The organism is Janthinobacterium sp. (assembly GCF_009923995.1).
GTDB lineage: Bacteria > Pseudomonadota > Gammaproteobacteria > Burkholderiales > Burkholderiaceae_D > Janthinobacterium.
In genome coordinates, this window is record NZ_RFSK01000006.1 from 22,589 (window position 1) to 40,497 (window position 17,909).

Below are 17,909 nucleotides of genomic sequence, written 5' to 3' on the forward strand. Positions count from 1 at the left end.
GGCGCGCGGTTCACCTATCATATCCGTGCGCAGCGGGATTTGCGGCGAATTTGCTATTAAATTCGCAAACAAATTCCACGCAGCAACACGCCGTTGTTAACGGCAGGCAACGGTGAACAAACGCGCGCTATCGCGCCGTGATCAGTGCTGATCAGAGAAACAACGGTCGTGCGCCATCCGGTTACCCGGGGCACGGCAGGAAAGGCGTCAGGGGATGGGCGACGTGTATCAGGCCCGGCGTATCGCCAGGCATTCCGTACCAGACCCGCGCGTCGGCATCGCGGCATCGGTCATTTGTGGTGAATCCTTGCCTGCGGCCCCTCCGGGTGGAGCGGGCCGGCGATGATCGCGCCTGCATCACGAAGGATGCGGTTGATCTTGCTGTAAGCGGCCCATGATACGCGCAGTGCTGCGGTGCGGCAAGAAGTTGTGGACAACTGCCGGGGTCTGACCCGGCGGGTCTGCCCCCAGGTGATGCGGCAATCAGCGCAAATGTCTTTGAAGTGCAAACCCCAACCGCAAGGGCCGGGGTCGGACCCTCAGGGTCCGACCCCAGTATTTGACGTTGGGTTAATTTGCCCTTGGGTTAATCATCTTGAACGCCTGCGCGATCTCCGCGCTGTCGAGCGGGCGCACGAGGCGCGCCACTTCCTGGCCGTCCTTGAGGAAAATCAAGGTTGGCCACAGTTTCACCCGGAACGAGCGTCCCAGCGCGCGGCCGGGGCCGTCTTCCACGCGGATATGCGGTACCCCGGGGTGCTGCGCGAAAGCGGCGGCCAGCGGCGCCTGGGTGGCGCGGCAATGCCCGCACCAGCCCGTGCCGAATTCCAGCAAGGCCGGGCCCGTCAAGGCATCGATCTCGGCGCGCGTGGCTTGCGCCACGGCATACGTGTCGTTCATCATGAGCATCTCCTTGATTCAACATTAAAAAAGCCCGCAAGGCGATTCTGCGCCATGCGGGCTGGACGTGCCGTGCGCCAGAGCGCTTTTATACGACTTTCACGCGCACCGTCTCCAGGCCATCGATGGCCCCCACCAGTTCGTCGCCGCGCTGCACGGGCGCCACGCCCGCCGGCGTGCCCGTGTAGATCAGGTCGCCAGGCTGCAAGGTGAAATATTTCGACAGGTCGGCGATGGTTTCGGCCACGTTCCAGATCAGCATGTCGATGGTGCTGCCTTGACGCAGATCACCGTTGACGTGCAGGGTGATGGCGGCATGGCCGATGTCGCCCGCCTGCGCGGCCGGGGTGATGGGGCCGATCGGCGCCGAATGCTCGAATGCCTTGCCCGTATCCCAGGGACGGCCCAGCTTTTTCGCTTCGCCCTGCAGGTCGCGGCGCGTCATGTCCAGGCCCACGGCGTAGCCCCACACGTGGCTCAGCGCGTCATCGACGCCGATGTCGCTGCCGCCCTTGCCGATGGCCACCACCAGTTCCATTTCGTGCTGGAAGTCGCGGGTTTGCGGCGGATATGGCAATGCGCCCGTCGTGCCGGCTGGCACGGGCAGGATGGCATCGCTTGGTTTCATGAAGAAGAACGGCGCCTCGCGGCCCGTGTGGCCCATTTCCTTGGCGTGGTCGACATAGTTGCGGCCGACGCAATAGATGCGGTGGACGGGAAAGGCATCGGCGCTGCCGGCGACGGGTACGCTGGCTGGAATCGGTGCGGGAATGACATACGGCATGGAAACTCCTGATCGGCAGGGAAACAGCGAAAATAGGCGGCACCGCGGTGCCGCCCAATTCTACGGCAATTTTATTTCAGCAGGCCGGAGCGGCCCGGGTCCGGCATGCGGATGGCCACGATGAAGGAAATCAGGCACATGATGGTGACATACCAGTAGAAATAGTCTTCCACGTGCCAGGCCTTGAACTGCAGCGCCACGTATTCGGCCGAACCGCCGAAGACGGCGTTGGCCACCGCGTACGACAGGCCCACGCCCAGCGCGCGCACTTCGACGGGGAACATTTCCGCCTTGATCAAGCCGCTGATCGAGGTATAGAAGCTGATCACGGCCAGGGCGATGATGATCAGGCCAAACGCCGCGTACGGGCTGCTCACGTCTTTCAGCGCATGCATGATGGGCAAGACGCACAGGGTGGCCAGGCCGCCGAAGAACAGCATCGAAGTGCGGCGGCCGATGCGGTCGGACAGGGCGCCGAAGACAGGCTGCAGCACCATGTAGACCAGCAGAGCGCAGGTCATGACGGCACTGGCCGTCTTGGTATCCATGCCGGCCGTGTTGACCAGGTATTTCTGCATGTAGGTTGTGAAGGTGTAGAACACGAGCGAGCCGCCGGCCGTAAAGCCCAGCACGGTGATGAAGGCGCGCTTGTGCTTGAGCAAGCCGCGCAGGCTGCCCGCATCCTTGTCCTTGCGCTCGCTGGCCGTGGTCGTTTCCGTCAGCGATTTACGCAGGTTCAGCGACACCAGGGCCGCCAGCGCGCCGCAGACGAAGGGAATGCGCCAGCCCCAGGCGCGCAATTCTTCCACCGTCAGCAGCTGCTGCAGGACCACCAGCACCAGCAGCGCCAGCAGCTGGCCGCCGATCAGGGTCACGTACTGGAAGGAGGCAAAGAAGCCGCGCTTGCCCGATTCCGACACTTCGCTCATGTAGGTGGCGCTGGTGCCGTATTCGCCGCCCACGGACAGGCCCTGGAACAGGCGCGCCACCAGCAGCAGGAACGGGGCGAAGGCGCCGATGGTGTCATACGTCGGCATGACGGCGATCATCAGCGAGCCGCCGCACATCATCAGCACGGAAATCATCATCGACTGGCGGCGGCCGTATTTGTCGGCGATGCGGCCAAACAGCCAGCCGCCCACGGGACGCATGAGGAAGCCGGCGGCAAAGATGCCGGCGGTCTGCAGCAGCTGGGTAGTCGGGTTGCCGGAAGGAAAGAAAGCGTGCGAGAAATACAGCGCGCAGAAGGAGTAAATGTAGAAGTCAAACCATTCGACCAGGTTACCGGAGGAAGCGCCAATGATGGCCTTGATGCGCTGCTGGGAAGTCAGCTGCGCAACGTCATGCGGAGTATCGTGGGATGTCATATCAGTCTTCTTGTCTTCAAAAAAACGGCTCGTGAGCCAGTGCCAGGCGGCCCGATACACAACACTGGCCAGCCTGGTTTTGCATCATACGCCCTTGACCGGGATCAAAAAGCGGCCCGGCATACGGGTTAATACGTACTGCCGGCAACTTTTTTCACCTGCAGGCAGCTGGCCTCAGACGCGCTCGAGCACCAGCGCGATGCCCTGTCCCACGCCGATGCACATGGTACACAAGGCATAGCGCCCGCCCGTGCGGTGCAATTGATTCACGGCCGTCATGGCCAGGCGCGCGCCGGACGCGCCCAGCGGATGGCCCAGGGCGATGGCGCCGCCGTTCGGGTTGACGCGCGCATCGTCGTCGCGCAGGCCCAACTGGCGCAGCACGGCCAGTCCCTGCGCGGCAAATGCTTCGTTCAGCTCGATGACGTCAAAGTCGGCCATCGTCAAGCCCGTCATGGCCAGCACTTTCAGGGTGGCGGGCGCGGGGCCGATGCCCATGATGCGGGGCGCCACGCCGGCCGTCGCCATGGCGACGACGCGGGCGCGGGGCGTCAGGCCAAAGCGGGCCGCATTGGCCTCGTCGGCCAGCAGCAGGGCGGCCGCGCCATCGTTGACGCCGGATGCGTTGCCGGCCGTGATCGTGCCATCCGCGCGCACGACGGGCTTGAGTTTCGACAATGTTTCCAGGGTGGTGGCGCGCGGGTGCTCGTCACGGACGACGACGAGGGGCTCGCCCTTCTTTTGCGCGATGGTGACGGGACAGATTTCGCTGTCGAACACGCCCGCCTGCTGCGCCGCCAGGGCCTTGACCTGGCTGGCCAGGGCGAACGCATCCTGGTCAAGACGGCTGATGCCGAAGTCGGACGCCACGTTTTCCGCCGTTTCCGGCATCGAATCGACGCCATACTGCGCCTTCATCAGCGGATTGATGAAGCGCCAGCCGATGGTCGTGTCTTCCATTTTCATGCCGCGCGAAAAGGCGCTGTCCGCCTTGCCCATGACGAACGGGGCGCGGCTCATGCTTTCCACGCCGCCGGCGATCATCAGGCCCGCTTCGCCGCTGCGAATGAAGCGCGCGGCGCTGCCGACGGCATCCAGGCCCGAGCCGCACAGGCGGTTCAGGGTGGCGCCCGGCACGCTGTCGGGCAAGCCGGCCAGCAGGGCGGCCATGCGCGCCACGTTGCGGTTGTCCTCGCCCGCCTGGTTGGCGCAGCCGTACAGCACGTCCGTGACGGCGGCCCAGTCCACGTTCGGGTTGCGCGCCATCAAGGCGCGGATGGGCACGGCGCCCAGGTCATCGGCGCGCACGCCGGACAGGCTGCCGCCGTAGCGGCCAAACGGGGTGCGCTGCGCGTCGCAAATGTAAGCGTGGGTCATGTTCTTTCCTCCAAGAAAGTGTATTGCGTATTGATGGTGACGTATTGATGCTGAACTACCGTCCATCCGTCAGCGGCACGGCCGTCAAGGCCTGCAGCTGCTCGAAACTCAGGCCATCGACCAGTTCGACAACGGCGGCGCCGGCGGGCGACAGGTCGATGACGGCCAGGTCGCTGTAGATGCGGCTGACGCAGGCTATGCCCGTGAGCGGATACGTGCAGGCCTGTACCAGCTTGCTTTCACCCGTCTTGGTCAGCAATTCCATCATGACCCAGGTTTTCTTCGCGCCGATGGCCAGGTCCATGGCGCCGCCCACGGCGGGGATGGCGTCCGGCGCGCCCGTGTGCCAGTTGGCCAGGTCACCCGTGGCGGACACCTGGAAGGCGCCCAGCACGCAGATGTCCAGGTGGCCGCCGCGCATCATGGCGAAGCTGTCCGCATGGTGGAAATAGCTGCCGCCCGGCAGCAGGGTGACGGGCTGCTTGCCCGCATTGATCAGATCGTAGTCTTCCTCGCCCGGCGCGGGCGCGGGGCCCATGCCGATCACGCCGTTTTCGCTGTGCAGGATGATGTCCGCGCCGGCCGGCAAGTGGTTCGCCACCAGGGTCGGCAAGCCGATGCCCAGGTTGACGACACTGCCTTCGTGGATATCGGCCGCCACGCGGGCCGCCATCTGGTCTCGATTCCATTTATTCATTTGATACTCCTCAAGCGGCTTTGAAGCCGGCGGGGCCGGTGGCCGTGCGTGGCACTTGCACGATGCGCTGCACGAACAGGCCCGGCGTGATGACGTGTTCCGGATCGATGCTGCCCAGCTCGGCAACTTCATGCACGGAAGCAATGCTGACTTTGGCGGCCATGGCCATGATGGGGCCGAAGTTGCGCGCCGTCTTGCGGTAGGTCAGGTTGCCCCAGCGGTCGCCCTGCTCCGCCTTGATCAGGGCGAAATCGGCGTGGATGGGCGACTCGAACACATACATGCGGCCGTCGATCTCGCGCGTTTCCTTGCCCTTGGCCAGGTCCGTGCCATAGCCCGTGGGCGTGAAAAAGCCGCCGATGCCGGCGCCGGCGGCGCGGATGCGCTCGGCCAGGTTCCCCTGCGGCACCAGTTCAAGCTCCAGCTTGCCCGCGCGGTACAGGGCGTCGAAGACGTGGGAATCGGCCTGGCGGGGGAAGGAACAGATGATCTTGCGCACCTGCCCGTTTTTCAGCAGGGCGGCCAGGCCCGTGTCGCCATTGCCCGCATTATTGTTGACGATGACGAGGTCGCGCGCGCCCTGGGCGATCAGGCCGTCGATCAGCTCGGCCGGCTGGCCCGCGCCGCCGAAGCCGCCAATCATGACGGTGGCGCCATCGTGGATATCGGCCAGCGCCTCTAGGACGCTGGTACGCAGTTTGTCGATCATTGCCATCTCCTCCCAATCACACCATCGGTTATTTGTTCGCATAACGAACAAATATTCGTATTTAGAACTTATTCGTGAGAATATGCCTGTTCGAGGCGCTTGTCAATTTGCCGTTTTTGCCAGCGCCATGGCTATAATTGCCACCTTGATCAATTGGAATTCCCATGAGCGCACGCCGCAGCACCGACCTTTCCGCCGAAGACCCCCTCGATGCCGATGCCGCGCCCCGTCCCGGCGACAGCTATGTGCAATCGTTCGCGCGGGGCCTGGCCGTCTTGCGCAGCTTTGGCGCCGACGCGCCGCAGCAGACCCTGAGCGAAGTGGCGGAGCGGGCGCAGTTGACGCGCGCGGGGGCGCGGCGCATCCTGCACACCTTGCTGCATCTGGGTTACGTGGAAGCGGATGGACGGCTTTTCCGCCTGACGCCCAAGGTGCTCGACCTCGGCTACGCCTATTTGTCGTCCTTGCCCGTGTGGACGCAGGCGCAGCCGCTGCTGGAAGAATTGATGCAGGCCTTGCGCCAGTCGTGCTCGGCCACGGTGCTCGACGGCGACGACATCGTCTACGTCGTGCGCCTGTCCGCGCACCGCACCATGTCGATCAACCTGGGCATCGGCAGCCGCCTGCCCGCCTACTGCACGTCGATGGGACGGGTATTGCTGTCGGGCCTGGCGCCCGACGTGCTGCGCGAACGGCTGTCGAAGATGGCACTGCTGAAGATCACGCCGGCGACCAAGGTCGATATCGACGTCCTGATGGAAGAGATTGCCCAAGTGCGGCGCCAGGGCTGGTGCCTGGTGCAGGAAGAACTGGAACAGGGCCTGATCGCCCTGGCCGCGCCCGTGTTCGACCGGGCCGGCAAGGTGGTGGCGGCGATCAATGTCAGTGGCCAGACGGCGGGGCCGTCCGTGGCCCACCTGCTGGAACACAGCCTGCCGAAACTGCTCGATACGGCCAGCCGGGTCAGCGCCCTCGTGCGGGTGCAGCAGTAATAGTTATTTTTTGAACTTCGCGCACGGGTCCGGACGGGCCTGGGCCGGCATGGTTTGCGTCAGGTCAAACTCGCCCGGATAGGCGGCAGCGCCCTGCTCCAGGTAGCCGATGCTGCGCACCGTCAGTTGCGGATCGGCCAGCTTCAGCCAGCGGGGCACGCCGAGATCCTTGCGCACGTGCTCATTGCCGGCGATCAGCACGACGTCGCGCGGCGCCTGGTCGCGGATCAGCTTGGCCATCCAGATATCGCGCGCCACCTGGGCGTTGACGACACCGCCAACCATCATGTCGGGCAGCATGTTGCAGCGGGCCGCCTGGACTTCCTTCTGTTGCCCTTCCACGATGTCGGCCGGCACGGGCGCGGCCAGGTAGGTGCTCACCATGGCGGGCGGCATGGACCACCGGATGCCGTCGCGCACGATGCGCGACGCGTCGGCCGGCGACAGGCCGGCGGCCACCAGGGGCAGCTGGTAGCTGATGGCCAGGTCCAGCACGGGGCGGTACAAGCTCCAGTCCCAGCGTGGCTGCTCCATCACGCGGATGATGCAGTCGGGGTCGGCGCAGTCGCGCGCGGCGCGCGTCAGCAGGGCCTGGTTCTCGCGGTCGAACTGCTCCATGACGATCACGGGACGCCAGCCGGCGGCCAGGCGGCGCTGCAGCTCCGCCACGCGCAGGCGGTGGCCTTGCGCATTGTCATGCACTTCGCCCAGCAGCAGCACTTGCGGATTGGGCAAGGTGTCGGCCACGGGCACGGGCGCCGGCGGCGCGTCCTTCTTCAGCAAGCTGCCGCAGGCGGCCAGCAGCAGGGCGCTGCACAGCAGGGCCGCGCAGGCACTCGTTCGTTGCATTACGGTCTTCATGGTATTCGGGCATCCTGAATGGCAATGCGCCAGATTGTACCGTTTCAGGCCGGCGCCGGCGCCCTGCGGCGCTCCAGCACTTCAAAGACGGCCATGCCGGCCAGCATGGCGCCGACGAATAGCCACGCCTTCGGCTGGCCCGCCAGCAGGGACACGAGGGCGGGGCCGGGACAGAAGCCGGCGATGCCCCAGCCCGCGCCAAAAGCCAGACTGCCCAGCAGCAAGCGCCGGTCGATGCGCCGTGCCGCCGGCAACTGCATGGGTTCGCCCAGCAGCGCGGTCGCGCGCCGGCGCGCCAGCCAGAAGGCGGGCATGGCCACGCCGATGGCACTGCCCATCACCAGCGCCAGCGACGGGTCCCAGGCGCCGGCCAGGTCGAGGAAACCGAGCACCTTGGCCGGGTTGCCCATGCCGGAAACGAGCAGGCCCAGTCCAAAGACGAAGCCGCTCAACAGGGAAAGGATCAGTTTGCTCATACGTGGCGCAGCAGGTAGACGGTAAGGAAGCCGGCCGCCATGAAGGCGCACGTGGCCGCCAGCGAACGGGGAGACAGGCGCGACAGGCCGCATACGCCGTGGCCGCTCGTGCAGCCGGCGCCATAGCGCACGCCCACGCCGACCAGCAGGCCCGCCACGATCAGGGCCGGCGTGCCCGCGTCGATCTGCACCGCCGGCAGGGCTTGCCACAGCCGGTACAGCAGGGGCGTGGCGACGAGACCGGCAAGAAAGGCGATGCGCCAGCCCACGTCGCCACGGCGCGGACGCAGCAGGCCGCCGAGAATGCCGCTGATGCCGGCGATGCGGCCATTGAACAGGATCAACAGCGCAGCGGCCAGGCCGATCAGCATGCCGCCCGCCAGCGCCGTCCACGGCGTAAAGTGCTGCCAGTCTATGCTCATGGCAGTGTTCAGTCCGCTTCGTCGTTGAACGGGGCGCGCGGCGCGCAGAATTGCGCGTACAGCACTTGCAGCACGGCCAGCACGGGCGGGCTGGCGACACGGTAATAAATCTGCTTGCCGTCGCGGCGCGTGGCCACCAGCATTTCTTCACGCAGCACGCCCAGCTGTTGCGACAGGGTCGGCTGGCCGATGCCCACTTTTTGCTCCAGGTCGCTGACACAATGTTCGCCCTGCGACAGCTGGCACAGCAGCATCAAACGGTCGGCATTGCCCATGGCCTTGAGCAGCGAACTGGCTTTATAGGCCGCGCCGCGCATAGCGTCGAGGTTGTAATCGGTCTGTTGCGTTTCCATCGTGCCCTCCCACAGGCGGTAGCGTTAAACATCGGCGATAAACAATATACTAATCAATATATTGTTTTCCTGCTGGCGATTCGAACAAAAAAACAACAGTGTTTTTTGTCCGATAGCGTGCTCATGCAAAGTGCGCGGCAGCGATTATGTTCACACTATCAAAATGACAAATATTCGTAATAAAGTGAAAATATACGTATCAAAATTGTCACGAACTGTGCTGTAATAAGAAGTCGTCCGAAAAATCGTGATACGCCCCCGTACAGGCGCATTGTCCGTCCACGCGCAAGCCGGTTTCGGCTGCGCTGCACGGTGAACACAGGGAGATCAAGATGGGAATACTGCAGCCGCTCTGCGTCGCCGTACTGGCGCTGTCGGCCAGTGCATGGAGCGCAGCGGCAGTCAGCGACGCCACGGCCGGCAAGCTGCAAGACGCCGGCGAACGCATCACAATCGATGAAAGCATCAGCTTGAATAATAATCCCGGCTGGGAAACGCCGGACTTGCCGTATGCGCGCCTGCTGGCCAGCAGCACCAGCACATCCGCGGCGCCGCACTGGAGCAGCGGCCCGCGCCATGGCGCGCTGGCTCCGGCCAAGCCTCTCGCGGCAGCGCCCGCCCAACAAGCCAGCGCACCGGCGCCCGTGCCCGAAGCGAGCATGGTGTCGATGCTCCTGGTGGGCATGGGTTTGCTGGCCTTGAGCGTCCATGGTGAAAAACAGGAAAAATTCGATAACTGAACCGATTCCAGCGTCGCCACGCCGCCGCTGAAAGAACATTCCGCCTCGCGCGGAATGTTCTTTTTCAGGCCCCGCGCCTACTTGTCCAGCAGGCGGCAGACCCGTTCAATATTGCCCACTGGCATACCCGATTTCAGCGCCCGCGCGATGCAGCCCGCCTTGTCGGGCCCGGAGGCCGAGATGAGGAAGAACGCGGTCAGTACCGCGCTGATGGCGACGAGCACGATCAGGACGCCTTTGACGATATCCCAGTTCATTGCGTCGCTACAATTTCGTACGTGAAATCATAGTAATGCTTGCCCGCATCGATGCGGATGGCCAGGCTGCCAGACAGCCCCTGCAACTGGCCCGTGCCCGTGTCGGGCACCACTGTGACCGACAGCGTGGGCGTGCCGCGCGCCATGCTGCCGCTGTGCTGCAGGTAAAAGCTGCCCTGCAGGCCGTCCAGGCTGCCTTCTACCCGTTCCAGCGCCACGTAGCCGGCCGAGCCGGCCACGCCGGCGCGCACGCTGAGCATCTCGCCCTGCCCGCTGGCCTCAAGCGGGCCGTGATAGCGCTTGTCGAGCGACAAGCGCCCCAGTCCCGACTGCGCCGCCGTGGCCGACAAGGCTTCCGTGGCCAGCGTGACGTCGAATTCTCCCGTAATGTGCGGCATCATGTCTCCTGGATGGATGCGGGGGCGGCAACGTCCGCCCCATCGAGCAACAGTTTTAATTTATGCATGGTGGCCCAGTTGCGCGACGTCACGCCATCGCCCAGCATGGCGCCCAGCGCCGCCAGCACCTTGCTCGCCAGCACCCCATCGGGACACCAGGCATACGCGGCCCACTGGCCCAGGGCCAGCGCTTCCGGCTGCCACGGCTGCTGCAGCAAGGGCGCCAGGCGCTGGACGTCGGCAGGGTTGTTCAGCACCAGCGCCAGCAGGCGGGCCGCGTCGGCCACGGGGGCGAGGGTATTTTGCGCGATCAGTTCGGAAAACTGCCTGGCCGACAGCACCGTCACCCTGGCCGCCACGCCCAGCTTGAGCACCAGCGCTTCCTCGATGCGGGCGGCCGCCTCGGCCGGGGCCACCCTGTCCGCGTCATACACCACGTTGCCACTGTTGAGTACGGTGCGGACATTCGCAAAGCCCAGGTCGCCCAGCAGCTTGCGCAGGTCGGCCATGGCCACCCGCTTGGCGCGGCCCACATTGATGCCGCGCAAGAATGCCACTTGCTGGCTGTTTTGTAAGGTTGTCATGTTTTCCTCCTTGCCTATGCCTGGCCGGCCGGCACGCTGGCGGCGCCCTCCGGCAACGGCGTCACCTTGGGCAGGCGCAGCAGGAACACGGCGCCCTCCCCCAGCGTGCTGCTGACCGTGATGGTGCCGCCAAACTGCTTGGCAATCAAGTTGAACACGATATTGAGGCCCAGTCCCGTGCCGCCCTGGCCCCGGCGCGTGGTGACGAAGGGGTCGAAGACGCGGTCGAGCATGTCCGGCGCGATGCCGCGGCCATTGTCGCGCACCTGCATGGCGATCCAGTCGCCTTCGCGGCGCACGCCGATATGGATGTTGCCGGCCGTGTCCGCATCGAAGGCGTGCTCGACGCAATTGAGCACCAGGTTGGTCAGCACCTGGGCCAGCGCGCCGGGATAGCTGTCGAGCATGATGTCGGGCGGACAATCGATGTCGATGGCGATGCGCGTCTTCTTCAAGGTCGGCTGCAGGCTCGAGATCACTTCGCCGATATAGTCACGCAATTCGAACAGCCGGCGCGCCTCGCTGACCTGGTCGACGGCGATCTGCTTGAAGCTGTGGATCAGGTGCGCGGCGCGGTAGGCATTGTTCATGATCAGGCGCGCGCTCTCGCCGGCCGTTTCCAGGTAGCGCACGATATCGGTCTTCTTCACGCCGCCGCCCACCACCGCGGCGCTGATGCTGTCCGTGGCTTCCTTCAGCACGGAGGCGCTAGTCAGCGCGATGCCGACTGGGGTGTTGATTTCATGCGCCACGCCCGCCACCAGGCTGCCCAGCGAGGCGAGCCGTTCCGACTGCAGCAGGGACTCTTGCGCGCGGCGCAAGTCATCCATGGCCTGCGCCGTTTCCTGCTGCGAGCGGCGCGCCACGTCTTCCGCCTCGCGGATGCCCTCGATGATGGACTTGAGCTTGCGCTGCACGGCGTTGAAGCCGCGGATCACGTCGCCCAGTTCGTCGCGCCGGTTTTCCGGCAATTCCTCGACCTGATCGCTGCCGCGCGTGGCCAGGTCGAACAAGCCGTCGCGCAACTGTTTCAGGGGATCAAACACGATGCGCAGGCTCAGCGCCAGCGCGCCCACGAGAATGATATCCAAAAGCAACACTTCCACCACCTTGCGCCGCACTTCGCTGCGCAGGGCTGCATCGATCTGCTCGCGGCTGAAATTGACGATGACCTTGCCCACGATCACGGGCTTGCCGCCGGTCGCGGCCGCCACGGCGTCGCGGAACACGAGCGGCGCCTCGACGGGCGTGCCGCCGATGGCCACGTCCGACGTCAAGGGCACCAGGGTGCCGGACGCGTCGCGCACCTCGCCCGCGAACAGGCCCACGGACGCGTCGTAGACGCGGATGCCGACCAACTCCGGCGGCAGCATTTCCGCCGCGACGATGCTGTCGACCTTGGATTTGTCCAGGTCCCACAGGGCCGAAGGCAAGCTGGTCTGCAAGCGCGTCAGTACGCCGCTGCGCAGGCGCGCGCTGCCCGACTCCAGTTCCTTGCTCAGGGTATATTGGGTGTAGCTGCCGGAAATGCCCAGCACCAGGGTGACGATGACGACAAAAAGCAAGGTCAGCCGGACTTGGATACTCACCATCAATCAACGCTCCCCCATGCCAGGCCTGCCGCCGGCCCGCGGCGCGGGCGCAGAGACGTCAGCAAGACCACCGCCGGAATCAAATGTACGGTATGACATGCTTATTGGCAAGATTTACAGCAGCCCTGCTGCCGGCAGGGACATTGATACAGGTTGAGACATTGCGTCATGGCAATGGTAATATCCCGCAATCATCAAAGGAGTCGTCATGGCGGTCAGGCATCAACATCTCCCCCTGGAACAGGTTCGTCCCGGCATGGTCTTGTCGGATGTCCTGCTCGATGCGCATGGTCAAGTGCTGCTGCCGCAAGGCGCGGTGCTGACGGAAAACATGCTGGCCCTGATGCCCCGTCACGGCATCGACATGCTGCCGATCCAGGCGCCGCCGCCGTCGCCGGAAGAAGTGGCCGCGCAACAAGCCGCCTACCGCGAACGGCTCGCCTACCTGTTCCGCAAGCATGATCCGGAGGACCCCGAAGAGGCGGCCACAACCTTGCTGCGCAGCTATGTCACGGCTTACCGCCTGGGCACGGGAGAGGCGGCATGAGCGCCCTGCTGACCCTCGACGACATCGTCGCCCACCTCGACGACTTGCCGTCGCTGCCCGCCGTCGTGATGGAACTGCTCGACAGTATCGACCAGGAAGATGTGGATATTTCCGTGCTGGCGAAAAAGGTTTCCTATGACCAGGCCCTGACGGCGAAAACCTTGCGCCTGGCCAATTCCTCGCAATATGGCCTGCAAGTGAAGGCCACCACCATCCAGCAGGCGATCACCTACCTGGGCTTCCAGACCACGCGCAGCCTGATCACGTCGGCCGCCATCACGGGCGCCTTTCCGGAAGGACGCTGCCCCGGCTTCGACGACAAGGCCTTCTGGCGCCACTCCGTAGCGACGGCGGGCTGCGCCAAGGTGCTGGCGCGGCAGATCCGTTTCAACCAGGATTACGCCTTCACGGCCGGCTTGCTGCACAACATCGGCCGCCTGGTGCTGGTCAGCAGTTTCCCCGCTCACTATGCGCAAGTCATCGCGCACCAGGCGGCGCAGGATTGCACCCTGCTCGAAGCCGAGCAGGCCGTGCTGGGCGTGGACCACGTGCAGGCGGGCGTGGCGCTGGCCGAGCACTGGAATTTTTCCGACACCATGCGCTTGGCGCTGGGCAACTATTTGCAGCCGGAAGCGCCGGGCGCCGGTTTCCTCGCTTCATTGATCCATGTGGCCAATGCCATCGTCTGCGCGCTCGACCTGGCGCAGGCGGGCGACGACATGGTGCCGCGCGTCTCGCCCGTGGCGTGGGACGCGATGGGCCTGGGCGAGGAAACCTATCTGCAGCTGTTCCGGGAAACGGAATTGCGCTACGAGGAAATCACCACGGCCCTGTTAAGCTGACCCGGCAGCCGGGGCCACCAACGCAAACGGCTCTCGCTGTGTAGCGAAAGCCGTTATGGGTACTGCCATATTTCCTTCCTGCCCGATCGACGCCAGCCTGTTGCCGCCAGCAGCTACGCAAGCGGCACAGTCAGCGCGGGACCACCACATCAGTGCGCGTAATTCGATTCTTGCGCATCGCCGCGGTCTTCCGCTTTTGGACGGCCCTGGGCGTCGGACAAACGATACTTGGTGCGGCGGTCGCCCATCAAGTCGCGCAGGTCGCGGATGCTCATGCCCGTCACTTCGTGCATGCGGATCAGCAGGGAAGCGCCGACCGGCAAGCGGTGGTGGCGGATCTTGCTGATGACGGGCGGCGCCACTTCGAGCAGGCGCGACAGGGCTGCATCGTTCTTCAGCTGCATCTTGCTCAGCAGAATATCCAGCAGGTGGTTAGGGTTGTAACTCTCTTGCGATGCTAATGCATGATGTGCCATGATTTTTCCTCGTCTAGTGAATGTTGAAAGAATGCCGATACGAACTTAAGGCTGGCTTAGAGTGTTTAAAGTATTTCAAAAACCGTCAGCCCCCTTCCCTCCTATCGCGCCGCCCGCACAGGACCCGTACAGCCACGTTGAAGCAATGCGCCCAGCTTGCCGCTCGGATCAACAGCACTGCAATCCGCTGAATTGAATTGCATATAAGGCAATATACTAGTCCAAACAGGCGGCATCCGCGCCTCGCGCAACCTTCCTGATTGTTAAATATCAATCAAGGTGCTGGTTGGCTTAACAACGATGCCTTTTCAACACATTAGGATGCCTGGGGCCGCACACAAGGCTTTGCAGCAACTTGTTACAAATCAATGGTGTTGCACGGCAATAAATACCTTTAGGAAACATCGCCGCCGGCGGGACGGGGCAAGGGCTGCCGCAACATGGCCCGCCCAGGCGATTTACGCTAAACTATGGCCTGAACTTGCAGCGCGCCGGCCACCGGGCAAGCGGATGCGCGCACCGGCCATCGGGGCGTTTCGGCGGCATGGGTCCGCCCGGGCGATGCCTGCGCCGTTGGCCCCTGCCCTGCGGCCTGGCCGGCCGCCCGATTCACGGCCCGATTTACCGCTCACTACCAATAAAGCGCCCGACTCCATGCAGAAAAAAGTATTCATTAAAACCTTCGGCTGCCAGATGAACGAGTACGACTCGGACAAGATGGCCGACGTGCTGGGCGCGTCCGACGGCCTGGTGCGCACCGACACGCCGGAAGACGCCGACGTAATCCTGCTCAATACCTGTTCCGTGCGCGAAAAAGCGCAGGAAAAAGTGTTTTCCGACCTGGGCCGCCTGCGCGAGCTGAAGCTGGCCAAGCCGCACCTCCTGATCGGCGTGGGCGGCTGCGTGGCCTCGCAGGAAGGCGACGCCATCGTCAAGCGCGCGCCGTATGTCGACATGGTCTTCGGCCCGCAGACCCTGCACCGCCTGCCGCAGATGATCGAGCTGCGCCGCGCCAGCGGCGATTCGCAGGTGGACATCAGCTTCCCGGAAATCGAGAAATTCGACCACCTGCCGCCGGCCAAGGTGGACGGCGCCTCGGCCTTCGTCTCCATCATGGAAGGCTGCAGCAAATATTGCAGCTACTGCGTCGTACCGTACACGCGCGGCGAGGAAGTGTCGCGCCGCTTCGAGGACGTGCTGACGGAAGTGGCGGGCCTGGCCGCCCAGGGCGTCAAGGAAATCACCCTGCTGGGCCAGAACGTGAACGCCTACCGTGGCGCGATGGAAGGCGGCGAGATCGCCGACTTCGCCCTGCTGCTCGAATACGTGGCCGACATTCCCGGCATCGCGCGCATGCGCTTCGTCACCAGCCACCCGAAGGAATTCACGCAGCGCCTGATCGACGCCTACGCGAAGATCCCGCAGCTGGTTGACCATCTGTACCTGCCGGCGCAGCACGGTTCCGACAGGGTGCTGGGCGCCATGAAGCGCGGCTACACGGGCCTGGAATACAAGTCCATCATCCGCCGCATCCGCGCCGTGCGCCCGAACATGGCCATTTCGTCCGACTTCATCGTCGGCTTCCCCGGCGAGACGCAGGCCGATTTCGACGCCATGATGAAGCTGATCGCCGACGTGGGTTTCGACAACAGCTACAGCTTCATCTTCAGCAAGCGCCCCGGCACGCCGGCGGCCAGCCTGGAAGACGATACGCCGCATGAAGTCAAGCTGGCCCGGCTGCAGCAGCTGCAGGCGGCCATCGATGCCAACACGCGCAAATACAGCCTGGCCATGGTGGGCACGGTGCAAACCATCCTCGTCGAAGGCCGCTCGAAGAAGGACACGGACGATAGCGAACTGCAAGGCCGCACGGAAAACAACCGCGTGGTCAATTTCGACGCCGGTCCCGACGGTTTGCAATTGATCGGCCAGCTGGTCGACGTGCGCATCACCGAAAGCCATTCCTACACCCTGCGCGGCGAACTCGTCGCCAGCGCACCCGCATTGAAAAGAGCCAGTTGAAAACCAAAGCCCCGATACAGCCGCATTACTTCATCCCCGAACCGCTCGACAACACGCGCCTGGCGCACCTGTGCGGGCCGCTCGATGAAAACCTGCGCCAGATTTCCGCCGCCCTCGACGTGACGATCTTCCGCCGCGGCGAGAAATTCATCGTCGGCGGCAGCAATGCCGCACGCGCCGTGGAAATCCTCGAGCAGTTCTACGCCATCGCCAACAAGGTCGTGCCGCTGGAAGAAGTGCAACTGGCCCTGGTGGAACAGCGGGCAGGACTGTCCGCCGCGTCGGAACACCATGCCAACGCACCCGTCAGCACCTTCGTCGAGCCCGACATCGCCAGCCCCGTGCTGAAAACCCGCCGCAGCGACCTGCGCGGGCGCACGCCGCACCAGATCGCGTATTTGCGCGACATCCTCGAACACGACATCAGCTTCGGCGTGGGCCCGGCCGGCACGGGCAAGACGTATCTCGCCGTCGCCTGCGCCGTCGACGCGCTCGAGCGCGACGCCGTCAAGCGCATCATCCTGACGCGCCCCGCCGTCGAAGCGGGCGAACGCCTGGGCTTCCTGCCGGGCGACCTGGCGCAAAAGGTCGATCCCTACCTGCGTCCCCTCTACGATGCGCTGTATGATTTGCTGGGCTTTGACCGCACGCAAAAACTGTTTGAAAAACAGGTGATCGAGATCGCCCCATTGGCCTACATGCGCGGGCGCACCCTGAACCACGCCTTCGTCATCCTCGATGAGGCGCAGAACACCACCGTCGAACAGATGAAGATGTTCCTGACGCGCATCGGTTTCGGCAGCAAGGCCGTGGTGACGGGCGACGTCACGCAAGTTGACCTGCACAAGAGCCAGACAAGCGGCCTGATCGACGCCGTGCAAGTCCTGAAAGACGTGCGCGGCATCGGCTTCACGCAATTTAACAGCACCGACGTGGTGCGCCATCCGCTTGTCGCGCGCATCGTCGACGCCTATGAAACGGCGCAGGCGGCCCATGCCGACGCCGCCCAGCTACTCCCCCTGATCAAACCAGCAGCCGCCAAAAATGTCCGAAAAAAATAAACTCTCCCTGTCCGTGCAATACCCGGACGCCCGCCTGGCAACCCTGATCACGCGCCCGAAAGTGCGCCGCTGGGTCAAGGCGGCCCTGTTCGCCCCCGCCGAATTCACCATCCGCTTCGTCGATGCCGAGGAAGGCCGCAGCCTGAACCGCGACTACCGCGAAAAGGACTATGCCACCAACGTGCTGACCTTCGCCTACAACGAAGGCGAAGAACTCGGTGAGGACGAACCGACGCGCGCCGACATCATCCTGTGCACGGACGTGCTGGAAAAGGAAGCGGCGGAACAGAAGAAAAGCGTGGAAGAGCATACGGCCCACCTGATCGTCCACGGCGTGCTGCATGCGCAGGGCTACGACCACATGGATGACGAGGAAGCGGCCGAGATGGAAGGCCTGGAAACGGAAATCCTGGCCAAGCTCGGCATTACCGACCCGTACAAGGAGTAAGCGG

The 17,909-nt window shown here is 64.2% G+C and carries 22 protein-coding genes; 7 read left to right on the forward strand and 15 right to left on the reverse strand.

What is annotated here, in order from left to right; translation table 11 throughout:
• Positions 1 to 570: 570 nt before the first annotated feature.
• The 6 genes from EBS11_RS04600 to EBS11_RS04625 all read right to left on the reverse strand — a co-directional run bounded on the left by EBS11_RS04600 (position 571) and on the right by EBS11_RS04625 (position 5,834).
• The gene (locus EBS11_RS04600) at positions 571 to 903 is read right to left on the reverse strand and encodes a thioredoxin family protein (protein ID WP_290600891.1); all 333 of its coding nucleotides are present in this window, start codon (positions 901 to 903) and stop codon (positions 571 to 573) included.
• Between the two features lie 85 nt (positions 904 to 988).
• Entirely contained in the window at positions 989 to 1,684 is a 696-nt protein-coding gene (locus EBS11_RS04605) for a fumarylacetoacetate hydrolase family protein (RefSeq protein WP_290600892.1), read from the reverse strand.
• A gap of 71 nt (positions 1,685 to 1,755) precedes the next feature.
• On the reverse strand, positions 1,756 to 3,051 hold the full coding sequence (locus tag EBS11_RS04610) for an MFS family transporter (RefSeq protein ID WP_290600894.1): 1,296 nt from the start codon (positions 3,049 to 3,051) through the stop codon (positions 1,756 to 1,758).
• 174 nt (positions 3,052 to 3,225) lie between these two features.
• Complete coding sequence (gene pcaF, locus EBS11_RS04615; RefSeq protein WP_290600895.1) at positions 3,226 to 4,428, reverse strand: 3-oxoadipyl-CoA thiolase; 1,203 nt, start codon at positions 4,426 to 4,428, stop codon at positions 3,226 to 3,228.
• 55 nt (positions 4,429 to 4,483) lie between these two features.
• Positions 4,484 to 5,125 (reverse strand): 3-oxoacid CoA-transferase subunit B, encoded by a 642-nt coding sequence (locus EBS11_RS04620; RefSeq protein ID WP_290600897.1) that lies wholly within the window; start codon positions 5,123 to 5,125, stop codon positions 4,484 to 4,486.
• A gap of 10 nt (positions 5,126 to 5,135) precedes the next feature.
• Positions 5,136 to 5,834, reverse strand: a complete 699-nt coding sequence (locus EBS11_RS04625; RefSeq protein WP_290600899.1) for a 3-oxoacid CoA-transferase subunit A — start codon at positions 5,832 to 5,834, stop codon at positions 5,136 to 5,138.
• Between the two features lie 164 nt (positions 5,835 to 5,998).
• Between EBS11_RS04625 and EBS11_RS04630 the strand changes: the two genes are divergently transcribed.
• Positions 5,999 to 6,826 (forward strand): IclR family transcriptional regulator C-terminal domain-containing protein, encoded by an 828-nt coding sequence (locus EBS11_RS04630; protein ID WP_290600901.1) that lies wholly within the window; start codon positions 5,999 to 6,001, stop codon positions 6,824 to 6,826.
• Between the two features lie 3 nt (positions 6,827 to 6,829).
• Here EBS11_RS04630 and EBS11_RS04635 read toward each other — a convergent pair whose 3' ends face one another.
• The 4 genes from EBS11_RS04635 to EBS11_RS04650 are packed head-to-tail and all read right to left on the reverse strand — an operon-like array spanning position 6,830 to position 8,938.
• Positions 6,830 to 7,675, reverse strand: coding sequence for a ChaN family lipoprotein (locus EBS11_RS04635; protein WP_290600903.1), 846 nt, complete (start codon positions 7,673 to 7,675; stop codon positions 6,830 to 6,832).
• Between the two features lie 56 nt (positions 7,676 to 7,731).
• Positions 7,732 to 8,163, reverse strand: a complete 432-nt coding sequence (locus EBS11_RS04640) for a YeeE/YedE family protein (protein ID WP_290600905.1) — start codon at positions 8,161 to 8,163, stop codon at positions 7,732 to 7,734.
• Complete coding sequence (locus tag EBS11_RS04645; protein ID WP_290600907.1) at positions 8,160 to 8,585, reverse strand: YeeE/YedE family protein; 426 nt, start codon at positions 8,583 to 8,585, stop codon at positions 8,160 to 8,162. The genes EBS11_RS04640 and EBS11_RS04645 overlap by 4 nt, the downstream gene beginning before the upstream one ends.
• Positions 8,586 to 8,593: 8 nt before the next feature.
• A complete protein-coding gene (locus EBS11_RS04650) occupies positions 8,594 to 8,938 on the reverse strand; it encodes a metalloregulator ArsR/SmtB family transcription factor (RefSeq protein ID WP_290600909.1) in 345 nt (114 codons plus the stop codon).
• 332 nt (positions 8,939 to 9,270) lie between these two features.
• Between EBS11_RS04650 and EBS11_RS04655 the strand changes: the two genes are divergently transcribed.
• Positions 9,271 to 9,678 (forward strand): hypothetical protein, encoded by a 408-nt coding sequence (locus tag EBS11_RS04655; RefSeq protein ID WP_290600910.1) that lies wholly within the window; start codon positions 9,271 to 9,273, stop codon positions 9,676 to 9,678.
• A 77-nt stretch (positions 9,679 to 9,755) separates the two neighbouring features.
• On the opposite strand, the gene EBS11_RS04660 is transcribed toward EBS11_RS04655, so the two are convergent.
• From EBS11_RS04660 to EBS11_RS04675, 4 genes are read right to left on the reverse strand one after another with little or no spacing between them, the layout of a single operon-like run.
• On the reverse strand, positions 9,756 to 9,935 hold the full coding sequence (locus EBS11_RS04660; protein ID WP_290600911.1) for a hypothetical protein: 180 nt from the start codon (positions 9,933 to 9,935) through the stop codon (positions 9,756 to 9,758).
• Positions 9,932 to 10,336, reverse strand: coding sequence for a DUF3224 domain-containing protein (locus tag EBS11_RS04665; protein ID WP_365954822.1), 405 nt, complete (start codon positions 10,334 to 10,336; stop codon positions 9,932 to 9,934). Before EBS11_RS04665 ends, EBS11_RS04660 begins: the two co-directional genes overlap by 4 nt.
• Positions 10,333 to 10,917, reverse strand: coding sequence for a DUF1697 domain-containing protein (locus EBS11_RS04670; RefSeq protein WP_290600912.1), 585 nt, complete (start codon positions 10,915 to 10,917; stop codon positions 10,333 to 10,335). Before EBS11_RS04670 ends, EBS11_RS04665 begins: the two co-directional genes overlap by 4 nt.
• A 14-nt stretch (positions 10,918 to 10,931) precedes the next feature.
• Positions 10,932 to 12,509, reverse strand: coding sequence for a HAMP domain-containing sensor histidine kinase (locus EBS11_RS04675; protein ID WP_290600914.1), 1,578 nt, complete (start codon positions 12,507 to 12,509; stop codon positions 10,932 to 10,934).
• A gap of 208 nt (positions 12,510 to 12,717) precedes the next feature.
• Here EBS11_RS04675 and EBS11_RS04680 point away from each other — a divergent pair, with 208 nt between their 5' ends.
• Entirely contained in the window at positions 12,718 to 13,056 is a 339-nt protein-coding gene (locus tag EBS11_RS04680; protein ID WP_290600915.1) for a hypothetical protein, read from the forward strand.
• Positions 13,053 to 13,898, forward strand: a complete 846-nt coding sequence (locus EBS11_RS04685) for an HDOD domain-containing protein (RefSeq protein ID WP_290600916.1) — start codon at positions 13,053 to 13,055, stop codon at positions 13,896 to 13,898. The genes EBS11_RS04680 and EBS11_RS04685 overlap by 4 nt, the downstream gene beginning before the upstream one ends.
• A gap of 149 nt (positions 13,899 to 14,047) precedes the next feature.
• Here EBS11_RS04685 and EBS11_RS04690 read toward each other — a convergent pair whose 3' ends face one another.
• On the reverse strand, positions 14,048 to 14,374 hold the full coding sequence (locus EBS11_RS04690) for a hypothetical protein (RefSeq protein ID WP_034746769.1): 327 nt from the start codon (positions 14,372 to 14,374) through the stop codon (positions 14,048 to 14,050).
• Positions 14,375 to 15,028: 654 nt separating this feature from the next.
• Between EBS11_RS04690 and miaB the strand changes: the two genes are divergently transcribed.
• Genes miaB through ybeY form a run of 3 tightly spaced genes read left to right on the forward strand, consistent with a single transcriptional unit; the run spans position 15,029 to position 17,905 of the window.
• On the forward strand, positions 15,029 to 16,396 hold the full coding sequence (gene miaB, locus EBS11_RS04695) for a tRNA (N6-isopentenyl adenosine(37)-C2)-methylthiotransferase MiaB (protein ID WP_290600923.1): 1,368 nt from the start codon (positions 15,029 to 15,031) through the stop codon (positions 16,394 to 16,396).
• Complete coding sequence (locus EBS11_RS04700) at positions 16,393 to 17,457, forward strand: PhoH family protein (RefSeq protein ID WP_290600925.1); 1,065 nt, start codon at positions 16,393 to 16,395, stop codon at positions 17,455 to 17,457. The genes miaB and EBS11_RS04700 overlap by 4 nt, the downstream gene beginning before the upstream one ends.
• Entirely contained in the window at positions 17,441 to 17,905 is a 465-nt protein-coding gene (ybeY, locus tag EBS11_RS04705) for an rRNA maturation RNase YbeY (RefSeq protein WP_290600926.1), read from the forward strand. The genes EBS11_RS04700 and ybeY overlap by 17 nt, the downstream gene beginning before the upstream one ends.
• The last annotated feature ends 4 nt before the right edge of the window (positions 17,906 to 17,909 follow it).